The 12,085-nt window shown below is 59.4% G+C and carries 12 protein-coding genes, 1 tRNA gene and 1 pseudogene; 7 read left to right on the top strand and 7 right to left on the bottom strand.

Annotation, left to right across the window (positions count from 1 at the left end; translation table 11 throughout):
- The gene (queA, locus tag U5A05_RS04820; protein WP_261741049.1) at nt 1–1,062 is read right to left on the bottom strand and encodes a tRNA preQ1(34) S-adenosylmethionine ribosyltransferase-isomerase QueA; all 1,062 of its coding nucleotides are present in this window, start codon (nt 1,060–1,062) and stop codon (nt 1–3) included.
- A gap of 106 nt (nt 1,063–1,168) precedes the next feature.
- Between queA and U5A05_RS04815 the strand changes: the two genes are divergently transcribed.
- The 5 genes and pseudogenes from U5A05_RS04815 (at nt 1,169) to U5A05_RS04795 (ending at nt 5,616) form a co-directional block, all read left to right on the top strand.
- A tRNA-Leu gene (locus U5A05_RS04815) sits at nt 1,169–1,253 on the top strand.
- A gap of 288 nt (nt 1,254–1,541) precedes the next feature.
- A pseudogene (locus tag U5A05_RS04810) lies at nt 1,542–1,687 on the top strand (DUF3303 domain-containing protein); the annotation flags it as partial.
- Between the two features lie 149 nt (nt 1,688–1,836).
- Nucleotides 1,837–2,376, top strand: coding sequence for an RNA polymerase sigma factor (locus U5A05_RS04805; RefSeq protein ID WP_261741048.1), 540 nt, complete (start codon nt 1,837–1,839; stop codon nt 2,374–2,376).
- The gene (locus U5A05_RS04800; RefSeq protein ID WP_321835867.1) at nt 2,373–3,212 is read left to right on the top strand and encodes a FecR family protein; all 840 of its coding nucleotides are present in this window, start codon (nt 2,373–2,375) and stop codon (nt 3,210–3,212) included. The genes U5A05_RS04805 and U5A05_RS04800 overlap by 4 nt, the downstream gene beginning before the upstream one ends.
- 76 nt (nt 3,213–3,288) lie before the next feature.
- A complete protein-coding gene (locus U5A05_RS04795) occupies nt 3,289–5,616 on the top strand; it encodes a TonB-dependent siderophore receptor (RefSeq protein WP_321835866.1) in 2,328 nt (775 codons plus the stop codon).
- 343 nt (nt 5,617–5,959) lie between these two features.
- On the opposite strand, the gene U5A05_RS04790 is transcribed toward U5A05_RS04795, so the two are convergent.
- Nucleotides 5,960–6,403, bottom strand: coding sequence for an SRPBCC family protein (locus U5A05_RS04790; RefSeq protein ID WP_321835865.1), 444 nt, complete (start codon nt 6,401–6,403; stop codon nt 5,960–5,962).
- Between the two features lie 183 nt (nt 6,404–6,586).
- Between U5A05_RS04790 and U5A05_RS04785 the strand changes: the two genes are divergently transcribed.
- A complete protein-coding gene (locus U5A05_RS04785; RefSeq protein WP_261741044.1) occupies nt 6,587–6,916 on the top strand; it encodes a hypothetical protein in 330 nt (109 codons plus the stop codon).
- On the opposite strand, the gene U5A05_RS04780 is transcribed toward U5A05_RS04785, so the two are convergent.
- The 3 genes from U5A05_RS04780 to U5A05_RS04770 all read right to left on the bottom strand — a co-directional run bounded on the left by U5A05_RS04780 (nt 6,917) and on the right by U5A05_RS04770 (nt 8,601).
- Nucleotides 6,917–7,306, bottom strand: a complete 390-nt coding sequence (locus U5A05_RS04780; RefSeq protein ID WP_321835864.1) for a c-type cytochrome — start codon at nt 7,304–7,306, stop codon at nt 6,917–6,919.
- An 87-nt stretch (nt 7,307–7,393) separates the two neighbouring features.
- Nucleotides 7,394–7,954 (bottom strand): DUF924 family protein, encoded by a 561-nt coding sequence (locus tag U5A05_RS04775; protein WP_261741042.1) that lies wholly within the window; start codon nt 7,952–7,954, stop codon nt 7,394–7,396.
- 29 nt (nt 7,955–7,983) lie between these two features.
- Nucleotides 7,984–8,601: a LysE family translocator gene (locus tag U5A05_RS04770; RefSeq protein WP_321835863.1), complete on the bottom strand. Its 618-nt coding sequence runs from the start codon at nt 8,599–8,601 to the stop codon at nt 7,984–7,986.
- Nucleotides 8,602–8,768: 167 nt separating this feature from the next.
- Between U5A05_RS04770 and U5A05_RS04765 the strand changes: the two genes are divergently transcribed.
- A complete protein-coding gene (locus tag U5A05_RS04765) occupies nt 8,769–9,221 on the top strand; it encodes an Lrp/AsnC family transcriptional regulator (RefSeq protein WP_261741040.1) in 453 nt (150 codons plus the stop codon).
- Between the two features lie 213 nt (nt 9,222–9,434).
- On the opposite strand, the gene uxuA is transcribed toward U5A05_RS04765, so the two are convergent.
- Both uxuA and U5A05_RS04755 read right to left on the bottom strand, forming a co-directional pair.
- On the bottom strand, nt 9,435–10,610 hold the full coding sequence (uxuA, locus tag U5A05_RS04760; RefSeq protein ID WP_321835862.1) for a mannonate dehydratase: 1,176 nt from the start codon (nt 10,608–10,610) through the stop codon (nt 9,435–9,437).
- A 17-nt stretch (nt 10,611–10,627) separates the two neighbouring features.
- Nucleotides 10,628–12,079: a mannitol dehydrogenase family protein gene (locus U5A05_RS04755; protein WP_321835861.1), complete on the bottom strand. Its 1,452-nt coding sequence runs from the start codon at nt 12,077–12,079 to the stop codon at nt 10,628–10,630.
- Nucleotides 12,080–12,085 lie beyond the last annotated feature (6 nt).

The raw sequence follows: 12,085 nt of genomic DNA, 5'->3' as shown, positions 1-12,085 counted from the left end.
TCATGCTTGATCCTCTGGGGCCGGGGCAGGAGCCGTCGGCGCAGGATTGCGGGTGATGAACATTGCATCACCGTAACTAAAGAAGCGGTACCCATGCTCAACCGCAGCCTTATAGGCCGCCATGGTTTCGGGATAACCGGCGAACGCCGAAACCAGCATCAGCAGCGTGGATTCCGGCAAATGGAAATTGGTCACCAAAGCATCGACCACATGAAACGGTCGACCCGGGAAAATAAAGATATCGGTATCGCCACTGAACGGCTTGAGCACGCCATCACGGGCAGCACTTTCCAGCGAACGCACGCTGGTGGTACCCACGGCAATCACCCGCCCGCCACGCGCCCGGCATGCAGCCACGGCGTCGACCACATCCTGGCCAACTTCAAGCCATTCGGTGTGCATATGGTGATCTTCAAGGCGCTCGACCCGCACCGGCTGGAACGTACCCGCCCCCACGTGCAAAGTCACAAATGCCGTATCGACGCCTTTGGCAGCGATGGCCTGCATCAGCGGCTCATCAAAATGCAGCCCCGCCGTCGGTGCCGCTACGGCACCCAGGCGTTGTGCGTAGACCGTCTGATAACGCTCGCGGTCTGAACCTTCGTCCGGGCGATCGATATAAGGCGGCAACGGCATATGCCCGACACGGTCCAGCAACGGCAGAACCTCTTCGGCAAAGCCCAGCTCGAACAACGCATCGTGGCGCGCCAACATCTCGGCTTCGCCACCACCGTCAATCAGGATCTTCGAGCCTGGTTTTGGCGACTTGCTGGAGCGCACATGCGCCAGCACCCGGTGACTGTCGAGCACCCGCTCAACCAGAATTTCCAGCTTGCCGCCCGAGGCTTTTTGGCCAAACAAGCGAGCCGGAATCACCCGGGTATTGTTAAACACCATCAAGTCGCCCGGGCGTAAATGCTCAAGCAAATCAGTGAATTGACGATGTGCCAGTACGCCGCTCTCCCCGTCCAGGGTCAGCAGGCGACTGTTGCGGCGCTCCGCCAAAGGATGGCGTGCGATGAGCGAATCAGGGAGTTCGAAAGTAAAGTCAGCAACGCGCATGATAGGTTTCGTCTAGCAGGGCCGGGGAGTTTAACGGACTTAGTAAAAATAGACCAATAAGTTGTTGACCGACCTAAATCTCATCTCTATACTTCGCCGCCATTGAGCCCTGATGGCGGAATTGGTAGACGCGGCGGATTCAAAATCCGTTTTCGAAAGAAGTGGGAGTTCGAGTCTCCCTCGGGGCACCATATAGCAGTACCTGCAAGTCTCTACCAGGACTTGCAGCACAGAGAAACCGGCCCCTGAGCCGGTTTTTTTGTGCCTGTCGATCTACCCCTGTCTCTCCCTATCCGCTGTGTCCCTGCATCCCTATATCCCCAATTGTATCCCGAGAAAAATACCGAGCTCTGGGATACAAGGATGAAGCGCGCCGACCCTCTGGAACAGAAACGTTCTGCCAAAGCTGCCATCGACATTGCCAAAGCCCGCTCCTTTCGCGCAACTGCTGACGCATGACTCAAGGCCGAGGACGCTGACACGCCGTCGGCGGCTCGAGCGGGTTTGGCATTGCAGAGGCAGTGATCTGGTGGCGATTCAGCAATGGGTGCTGGAGTGGAACGACCTTATGAACATGGAAGACCAGGCGGCGCTGATTGATGACCAGATCGCGCCCTACCAGTAAGCATTGGCGGCAAGTAATCGTCATTGGGGCGGCGGATGCTACTCGCCTCCTCCTGCAGTCCTTCGACCGAAGGCGATCATTGTCGAGGCTATGAATGGAAAGGTTTCTCATTTATATTTACAGCCGCTCTGCATCGCCTCAGGTCCATCATGTCGTTCGACCCAGCCAAGCCATCGCTGATCAGCACCCTGGTGCGTCACTACGACGACTTGGTCGACCATGTTCGTCGACGTTTCGGTGATCGGGGATTTGCCCGCGAAGTGGTGCATGACGTCTGCGTGCAATTGCTGGAAAAACGCGAACGAGAGGATGTGCGCACGCCATTGGCCTTGTTGCGCAAGATTTCCCACGACCAGGCGGTCAGCCGTTATCGCAGCGAACGCCGGCGCCAGGCCTTGATCGTCGCCCTGCCCGACCTGAGCGAGCCAGTGTGCGAAGCCCCCCTGCCACCGCGTCAATATGAGGCCGCCCGGGAATTCGAGCGCCTGGCCCAGGCCATCGCACAATTGCCGCCGCGCTGTCAGATGGTCTTCGTCATGCACAAGATTCATGAACTGTCGCAGGCCGAAGTGGCGGCGCAGATGGGCGTCTCCTTGAAGACCGTTGAAAAGCATCTGCGCCTAGGCCTGGCCGCCTGCCGCGCCTACCTTGATGACACTGATCTGCATGCCATGGAGCTTGCCCAGTGAGCCCCACGCGCCCCCCAAAACCGCCACTGTCCCGTGAAGATGAAGCACTCGCGCGCCATCGCGAAGAGTTGCGCAATCGCTTCCCGTTGCCGACACCTACGCCGCGCAAACCGCGCAAAACTCTGGGTGCCGCGATGTTGCTGGTGATGCTCGGCGCGGGGCTGGCCTGGGTCGATCCGGCCTATCACAGCGAGCAGTTCCATACGGCGGTCGGCGAGCGCCGGGTATTGAATCTCGCCGATGGCAGTCGCATAACCCTGGACAGCGACTCCCGGGCCTCGGTCACCTGGCACCTGCGTTCCCGACATGTGCAACTGGAGTCCGGTCAGGCGCTGTTCGATGTGTCGAAGACCAGAATCCGACCGTTCCGCGTGGACGCGGGCACCACCCAAATCAACGTCCTCGGCACACTGTTCAGCGTCAGCCACCTCACGGATGCCGTGCGCGTGACGCTGGTGCGTGGTGCTGTCAGCGTGGGCACCACCGCCGATGCCGGGCACACCGTGCAACTGGTGCCGGGGCAGCAAGTCGATGTGCGGCAAAACCAGCTACAACCACCGCTCGCCGTCGACACCGAGGCCGCCATTGCCTGGAAGGACAATCGGCTGATTTTCTACCGCACGCCACTGGCCGAGGCGCTGGGGCAAATCCAGCGCTACCGCAAACCGTCTATTGTGCTCGATGACCCGAGCTTGGCCAGCCTGCCGATCAGCGGCGTGTTCGATAACCGTAACGTCGAAGACTTGTTGAACCTGCTGCCGAGCATCCTGCCCTTGAGCCTCAACACCGAGGCCGATGGCACTACGCATGTGCGGCGCAAGGCGGCGAAAAAATAATTTCCGACAGAGGTAGGGTTTTTCCGCACCCGTGGCGGCTAGTAAGGCAGACCCCACTTTCCAAGGAACACCGTCCATGAAGTACCGCCGGCATTTGCCTTTGTCCGTCCTCGCCACCAGCCTGTTGTTCGCCCTGTCGGCGCAGGCCCAGGACAAGGTCGAACTCGACCTGCCGAGCACCAGCCTGGACAAGGCACTCAATGCCCTGGCGCGGCAATCGTCGGTGCAGATCATCTTTGCCAGTGACATTACTGCGGGCAAAACTACCAATGCGGTCAAGGGCAGCTATACACCACAACAAGCCTTGTCGCGACTGCTCGACCACAGCGGCCTGCAATCCCGAGTGCGCGATGAGCACACGTTCATCATCGTCCCGGCACAGGAACCGGTGGCCGCCAAACCGCCCGAAGTCCAGTACATCGCGCCAATGGTGATCAAGGGCGACGTGCTCGGTGGCGCAACGGACCCGGAAGTCCTCACCTACCCCGGCAGCCGTTCGATGGTCAAAGAAGAAGACCTGAAAAAAGCCAGCGTGCGCGGCGTCGACGATGCGTTGCAACGGGTGCCCGGAGTGAAAATCTTCGACGAAACCGGCACCGGTGCCTTGCCGCAGATTTCCGTCAGAGGCCTGTATGAAAGCCGTAGCGGCCGGGTCCAGGCCTTGTCCGACGGCATTCCCCTGGCCCTCGCGCCTTACGGCCAGACCGGTTTGTCGCTGTTCCCGGTGACTCTCGCGACCGTCGACCGAATCGACATCGTGCGCGGTGGCGCCGCCGTGCAATACGGCCCGAACAACGTCGGCGGGGTGATCAACTTCATCAGCAAACCGATTCCCAAGGAATGGGAAACCACCTTGCAGGAACGCACCACGTTCAACGCCGGAGGCCGCCAATTGTGGGACACCTACATCGGCACCGGCGGCTACCTGACCGACAACTTCGGCCTGCAACTGGACCTCAATACCATCAATGGTGAAACCGCCCGCGAGCATTCCGACACCGATATCCAGAACTATCGCCTGCGGGGCCAATGGAACATCGACGATGATCGCGACCTGAGTTTCGGCGTGCAGCATTACAAGGCCGACATGGACCTGGCCGGCGCCCTCAGCGTCAAGGATTACAAGGACAACCCACGCCAATCGACCCGCCCATTGGACCGCTTCGAAGGCGATACCGACCGCGTCTGGGGCACCTACACCCAGCAATTGGGCGCGATGGGCCCGTTCGATTCAGTGGCATTCAGCTGGACCAACTTCGCTCACAACAGCTACCGCAACTTCGTGGTCGGCCTGCCCTTCACCCCGGACGGCACGGCGGTGACCAAGCAGGACGGCCCGCGCGACTTTAAGGTCTGGGGCACTGAACCGCGCCTGAGCATGAGCATCGATGGTGACAGCTTCAGCCAGACCTGGTTGCTGGGCGCGCGTTACGTCAAGGAAGACATCGACTACAAGGTCAATCGCCAAAGCCTCGCCACAGGCACCACCACGCCGTTCCGCGACTGGACGTTCGAAGACGATGCCAAGGCCTTTTACCTCAGCAACGCCATCGGCCTGCTCGACAACCGGCTGACCATTACGCCGGGCGTGCGTTACGAAAACGCGCGCATGAACTACGACGACGGCATCACCGGGTTCCAGCATGAAAACAAATCAGAAGAATGGCTGCCCGGCCTGACCGTGGGCTTCCAGGCCAGCGATGACTGGTTCATCTACGCCAACGCGCAGAAATCCCTGCGGCCGCCGCAGGTCACGCAGATCGTCAAGGAAGGTGACGTCGGCGCCGAGTTGGCCTGGAACTACGAGACCGGAGTGCGTTATACGCCATGGCAAGGTCTGCGGGTGGACGCCGGTTTGTACCGTATCGATTTCAGCGACCAGATCGTCTATAACGCGACCACCGACCGCTTCGACAACCTTGGCAGCACCCGTCACCAGGGCATTGAGACCGAAGTGTTCTGGACCCCGGCCGCGCTGCCCGACCTCGACCTGCACGCCAGCTACGCCTACCTCGATGCCAAACAGCGCAACGGCGCCTTCAAGGACAACGAAGTCCCGTTCGCCTCAAAAAACCAGTTCAATGTCGACGGCCGTTATCGCTTCGCCGAGCACTGGACCTACAGTCTTGACGGCCTGTTCGTCAGCAGCGCCTACACCGACGCCGCCAATTCCGGTGACGAAGGCGCGACGGCTTCGGTGGGCAAACTCCCGGCCTATTGGGTATGGAATACCGCGATCGAGCGTGAGTTCAAACTCCAGGATGACAGCCTGCTGACCGCTTCAGCAGGCGTCAGCAACCTGTTCAACCGCGAGTATTACTTCCGCGGCATCGACACCAGCCCCTGGGGCCGTCAACCGGCACCTGAGCGGTCGTTGACGCTTGGGCTCAATTACCGGTTCTAATCCCATTAAGTTCAGAACCACAAGATCGCACCCCCGTTTCACTCGACAGTTCCTGCAGGGGATACGCACTCCAAATGAACCGCCCCCAAAAGTTGGACACCAATCCTGACTTTTGGGGGCACAAACTCTGACTTAGTTCCTTCCCTGCTATTCAAGATCAACGAAAATCAGCTCGCCCTAGAGGCCCCAATCATGGAATGTCCTAAGTGGCAAAGATGCGCGGGTCGGCGGACGTAGCCGACAATGTTCGGGGTGTCCTGATCTCAAGGTGCTGCTCAATGCACCTTGAATACAAAAAAACCGTGCTGCCTGCGGGATACAACTGCACTCGCAGCAGACTGCATCAAGGGATCTCTGGCTCAACCAGTTGGGCCAGCAGTACCAGCGATTCCTGCCACCCCAGGTAGCACGCCTCTGGCGGAATGACCTCGGGGATCCCCTCTTGCACCACAGTCAACTCCACGCCACAGAACACCTCACGCAAAGACACGGTTGTCTGCATGACGCCCGGCAAGGCGGGATCGTCGAATTTGTCCGTATAGCGAATCAGCTCATGGGGTACCAGCTCAAGGTATTCCCCGCCGAACGAGTGAACCTGGCCGCTACCAAAATTGCTGAACGACATTTTGAAAGTCCCACCTACCTTTGCGTCCAGATGGTGAACCTTGCCCGTAAACCCGTTCGGGGGCAGCCATTTGGTCAGGGCATCGGCATCCAGAAACGCACAATATATGCGCTCCGGCGTTGCTTTGATTATGCGGTGAAGCCGAATGGTATTAGAGGTCATGACTGCTCCAGAAATTATCGGAAACTGCGACCTTACAGCTTAGAAGACCCTACGCACGCCGTGCCCGGCGGTGACGAGTGACCTGATGGCGACAGCTTTAGGCGGATAGCAATCCCTGACTGTACAATCGCGCGGCATAGCACCCATTGCATGAAGTACAGAATTTAATAGAGGACCCGGACCATGGAATTGACGCTGGAGGCAGTCGCCCTTTTCTCTCTCAAGCTGGTGCATGAGACGGACGGCAGCAGCCCGATTTTGCGCGACGATCCGGTGATGGACGACTATCAGCGCGACGTGTTTGCCTTTGAAGTGCGCAATGCCGATATCGATACCATCCAGCATAAAGTCGACCAGTGTCTGGATCTGGCGCTGAACGCTTTAGGCGGCGAACAGACACCCATGGGCCGCGAGCTGCAAAAGCTGTCCTGCGATGTCAGAAACGCGCAGACCCTGGAACAGATGCACCCTGCACTGCTGACGCTCAAGGATTACTTGAAGGCCGTTCAGTGATCACTGCCCCTGAAACGTCTCAATGTAAGCCAGCAGATTGTCGATTTTCTCGGGATCACTGATCCCCCAGAAGATCATCCGCGTGCCACTCACCACTTTTTTCGGGGCCTCGATATAGGCCGCCAGTTTTTCCCGGGTCCACACCACGCCAGAGTTTTTCATGGCGTCGGAGTACTGGTAGCCAGCACTCGCACCGGCCAGCCGCCCGATCACGCCGTTGAGTTGCGGGCCAAAGCCATTGCGGGCGTTCTCCCCGATGCTGTGGCAGCCACCACAGGTTTTAGTGAACAGTTTGCCGCCCGCTTGCGCATCACCTGCCGCAGCCGCACCGGTGCTGAACAGTCCACCCGTGAGGATCAGGGCCAAGGTCAGCAGGGCGAGGGGCTTCATGGGTGACTCCGAATCAGATGAGGGGGTTCAGGCGCCGATTATGCCTGCTTGCAGAGCCTTTCCCCAGCCGCAGCACCTGATGCCCACTCAACCCGCAAATCCACCCTCATTCAAAAACATGCGCTCCTGTTCGGTGGTCTCGCGTCCTAGAACATCGTTGCGATGTGGAAAGCGTCCGAATCTCTGGATGATTTCAGCGTGGTCTTCTGCCCATTTTGAGTCCTTCGGATCGAGGGCGTGATGCAGTTGCAGCGACAGCTGCTGGTCGTCACTGTTTTCCGAATGTTCAAACGGCAAATAACAAAACAGGCGCAAGGCCGCATCGACTTGCTTGTCCATACCACCAGCAATCATCTGGCGGGCGTAGAAGCGCGCCAGCGGGTCCGTAGCGAACATATGCGCGGTGCCGCGAAATGAATTTCGCGGGTACTGATCCAGCAGCAACAGCAACGCCAGTGCGCCCTCGGGCTGCTCCATCCAGTGCTCAAGTTCGCGTCTGGCGGCCTGGAAGTGAGCTGTGTAGAAGGTCTCGCGAAATAGATCGTCGAACGTCTCATCCTTGGCGAACCAGTGCCTGGGCCCCGCCTGCTTCCAGAAATCAATCACCGCCCGCGGCGTTGTGTGCAGATCGCTTTCAGTGGTTGCCACAGCTTCATCCTCGATAATCTGGGGGAACCTCAACTGTAGGCCTGCTCCGCCAGCAACACCACCGCGATCAGGACCATCACCGCGCCAGACACCCGACTGACGTTTTTCGCCGCACTTGGCCGGGTCTGTAATACGGCCTGGGCACTAAAGCCGACCATCAGATATACCGCAGCACAACTGACCGCATGCAACGCACCCAGGGCAATGATTTGCGTCGGTATCGGCCAGGTCGACAGCGGGTCGGTAAATTGCGGTAAAAGGGCTAGAAACAGCAACAAAACCTTGGGGTTCAAGCCACTGACACACAACCCCTTCCACGCCCAGCGCAACCATGAATCAGATACCTGCCCCTGCCCGGACTGAGGCGTCGCGGGGTCCCTGAGCATGCACACACCCAACCAGAGCAAATACACCGCTCCGGCAACCGTCAGCCCGGTAAGGATCATCGGATTGCGTGCCACCAGCCCGCCCACACCGGCGGCCACAATCAACGTGGCCAGCAAATGTCCAGAGAGCATGCCCGCCACCGCAGGCGTAACCAAGCGCCCGCGCATGCCCGCAGAGATCGCGTAAGCCCAATCTGCACCGGGTGTGATGATGAACAAAAACGACACCGCCCAAAAAGCGGCCAACACGCTGAGAGTCACAAGAATTTACCTTCTACGCTGGAACCTCGATGGCTTTTGAAGGGCACGACCCTTCACCTCTGTCACCGATAAAAGCGCCAGCAGGCAAAAGAAGAATAAGGAAATGCTGGTAGGATTATCTTTCGTTTATCCCAACCATAAGCAATCACAAGGGAAGGTTCTTCCACGTGGATCGAATTGACAGAAAGATTCTTGCGCAGCTTCAAGCCGATGGCCGACTTTCGCTCACTGAACTGGCCGAACGCGTTGGCCTGAGCCTCTCGCCCTGTCATCGTCGCGTGCGTGCGCTGGAAGACTCTGGCGTGATCCTGGGCTACCGCGCCCTGCTGGCGCCGAGTGAGCTGGGGCTGAATTTTTCCGCGATGGTGTTCGTCACCTTGCGTGAAGTCACCCGCCAGGCGATTGCAGATTTTGAAGCAGCGGTGATCGAAACCTCGCAAATCGTCGACGCGCAAAGGCTGTTCGGTGACCCGGACTATCTGCTGCATGTTGTTGCAGCCGACCTTCCGGCCTTCCAGCAGCTTTACGATGAGCGCCTGACCTCACTGCCCAACGTTCAACGCCTCACCTCGACCCTCGTGATGAAGCGGGTTATTCAAGACAGAATGCTGCCGCTGTAAGGGCACATGGAAGTGGATAGCTGATTACCGCGGCTAAACGTGTAGGCGCTGACGAGTAGAACGAGGCTGCATTCGACTGCGTAGCCGTCGTAAATCCTGAGTACCGGATTTACGACGGCACACCGCCGTGTCTGAATTTAACAACGACTACGTCGCCGATCGCAGCCTCGCCGGAGCTCGACCGCGACTACAAAATCCAGCATGTTGCTGCGCTCACGCCAACTGCTGGCGCATTGCCAATTCAACCCCGCGGATCTCGGCCAGGCCCTTGAGGCGACCGATCAGTGAGTAACCAGGGTTGCTCTTGCGGTGCTGGTCATCCAACAACTGATGGCCGTGATCAGGACGCAACGGCAAACGTGGGCCGCCCTCGCGTTCACGTCGCAGGTCCTCGGCAACCAGCGCACCGATCACCCCGACCATATCCACATCGCCGCCCAGGTGGTGCGCCTCATGGAAGCTGCGCGGGTCTGCCTCGCGGCGGGTTGAGCGCAGGTGGGTAAAGTAAATGAATGGCGCAAATTGCTTGGCCATCGCCACCAGATCGTTGTCTTCACGCACGCCGTAGGAACCGGTGCAGAAGGTTAGACCGTTGGCCGGGCTGGGGGCTGCGTCCAGCAACCATTGCGCGTCGGCGGCGGTCGACAGGATACGCGGCAGGCCCAGCAGCGCCCGCGGTGGATCGTCCGGATGGATCGCCATGCGCACCCCTACTTCTTCTGCGACCGGGATGACCTCACGCAAAAAGTGCCCCAGATGCTCGCGTAACCTGGCTTCGTCGATATCGGCGTAGGTGCGCAACAAGGCGCGGAAATCGTCCAGACTGTAATGTTCTTCGGCACCAGGCAGACCGGCAATCAGGGTGTTGACCAGTTGCTCACTCTGCTCAGGTGTCAGGTTCTCAAAGTAAACCCTCGCCTGCTGGATATCGTCGGCGCTGTACTCGGCCTCTGCCCCCAGACGCTGCAGGATAAACAGATCGAAAGCGGCAAAAGCGGTCTGGTCAAAACGCAGCGCCCAACCACCGTCGTCCATCTCCCAGGCCAGGTCGGTACGGGTCCAGTCGAGCACTGGCATAAAGTTGTAGCAGACGATATCGATGCCGCAGCTCGCCAGGTTACGCACGCTTTGCTGGTAGTTGGCGATGTACTCGTCACGGCGGCCGCAACCACGCTTGATGTCTTCATGCACCGGGATGCTTTCCACAACCGACCAGGTCAGACCGGCGTTTTCAATCATCTGCTTGCGTTCCGCAATCGCCTCCACCGGCCACACCTGGCCATTGGGGATTTCGTGCAACGCGGTGACAATTCCGGTCGCTCCGGTCTGGCGCACATCCGCCAGCGAAATCGGGTCCTGGGGGCCAAACCAACGCCAAGTCTGTTCCATGTCTATCTCCCTTTTTGTTAGTTATGTGCCGCTAGAGTTTTTAAATGACTGGCCATACCGTTGCGCTCCAGTGCGCGATAAGCGCCCTGAACCGCATCGCGAAAATCTGCGCGCGCCGACAGCACGACCGGGAATACCTGCTCCAGATCGAGGAACGCATCTACCCGCTGGGCACCGTCAAAACGCCCGGCCAGATCAGCGAAAGTTGCGCTCAGCGGATCGTCGACCACATGGGCATCTCTGCCGGGCAAGGGCTGTGTGCAGTAGCGAATCCAGGCCGCAATACCCAACGCAATGCAGTCCATGCCGTGCCCCGCATCGAGCAGTTCCTGCGCGCCTTGCAACCAGCGCTGCGGCAGTTTTTGCGAGCCATCCATGGCGATCTGACGCAGTCGATGTTGCAGGCTGTCGTTGGCAAAGCGCGCGCACAGGTCGCGGCCATAACCGGACACGTCGATCTGCGGCGGCATATCCAGAGTCGGCGCGGCCTCCTGGGCCATATAGCGCTGGATAAACCGCAGCAGATGAGGATCGCTGATTGCCTCGAATACCGTCTCGTGCCCCGCAAGCAAGCCAATATAGGCCAGCAGTGAATGGCTGCCGTTAAGCATGCGCAGCTTCATGGTTTCAAAGGGCCGCACGTCAGTCACCATCTGCACGCCCTCCACCTCCCAGTCGGGACGGCCCTGGGGGAAGTGATCCTCGATCACCCACTGGCTGAAGCTTTCACACACCACTGCCGCGGGGTCCTGGCAACCAAGTTGCTCCAGACCGCTGAATGCCTGCGCGTCCATGGCCGGAACGATGCGGTCGACCATGCAACCGGGAAAAGCCACGTGCTGCTCGATCCACTGCGCCAGCTCGCTGCCTTTAACCGTCAGCCCCATGACTGCCTGGCGGGTGCGCTGGCCGTTGTCCGGCATGTTGTCGCAGCACAACACGGTAAATGCCGGGATACCTGCCACATGACGCCGACGCAACGCCTCCAGCACAATCCCCGGAGCGGTGCGCGGCGTCTGGGGGTGGGCAAGGTCGTGGATGATCGCTGGATCCTGCAGGCGTAACTGGCCCGTGGCCGGGCTCAGGCAATAGCCCTTTTCGGTCACGGTCAGGGTGACGATCCGCGTGCGCGGGTCGGCCATGCGCTGCAACAACAGCTCCAGCTCATCACCGCCATCACCGGCATACAGCGCTTCACGCACCACTGTGATCTCACGCAACGTCACCTGTTCACGGTCACGGTACTCGGCCACGGCATAGCGGCATTGTTGCGCGCGCAACTGCTCGACCAAAGCGCGATTGGAACGCAGGTTGGCACTGCACACCCCCCACTGGCTTTCACCGTGACGATTGAGGTTGCGCTGCAAATAGACCGCCTGGTGGGCGCGATGAAACGCCCCCAACCCCAGATGCACGATGCCGATTTCAGCCGCGGTTGGGGCTGAAGGAACGCGTTGAACGACAGACATCAACCT

This window comes from Pseudomonas kulmbachensis (assembly GCF_963681935.1).
Classification (GTDB): Bacteria; Pseudomonadota; Gammaproteobacteria; order Pseudomonadales; family Pseudomonadaceae; genus Aquipseudomonas; species Aquipseudomonas kulmbachensis.
This window is presented reverse-complemented; position numbering and strand designations above follow the sequence as displayed.